Origin of the sequence: Desulfobulbus alkaliphilus, assembly GCF_016918545.1 — a bacterium.
Classification (GTDB): domain Bacteria; phylum Desulfobacterota; class Desulfobulbia; order Desulfobulbales; family Desulfobulbaceae; genus Desulfobulbus; species Desulfobulbus alkaliphilus.
The window spans coordinates 1-390 of sequence record NZ_JAFFQC010000420.1; the positions used below are offsets into that span (position 1 = coordinate 1).

Here is a 390-nt window from a genome sequence, read left to right on the forward strand (position 1 = left end):
GTGCTGGAGATCCATTCCAAACCCATCTTCGGCTATTACGACGGCTTCTTCACGGCCCTGGGCACGGAAGTGGAAGGCATGTTCTATTACGCCCCCTTCCGCAAGGGCCCGCGCCAGGGCGTCATCGACGACAAGCTCGTGCTGGCGGCCCGTGTGCGCGGCGGCAGCATGGCCGGGGCCGAGATGAACAACCTGCCCAGCACGCTGCGCTATTACGCCGGTGGTGCCGGTTCGGTGCGCGGCTATTCCTATCAGGCCATCGGCCCGCGCAACGACAAGGGCGATCCCAGCGGCGGCCGTTCCTACCAGATCGTTAATCTGGAGGCCCGCTACAAGATCACCGACGAGATAGGCATCGTGCCCTTCCTGGACGGCGGCATGGTCTACGAG

General features: G+C 64.1%; 1 protein-coding gene. It reads left to right on the forward strand.

The window, feature by feature from the left end; genetic code table 11:
* Positions 1-390, forward strand: a 390-nt coding sequence (locus JWG43_RS19215; RefSeq protein WP_205244497.1) for a BamA/TamA family outer membrane protein, incomplete at both ends; no start/stop codon positions are given.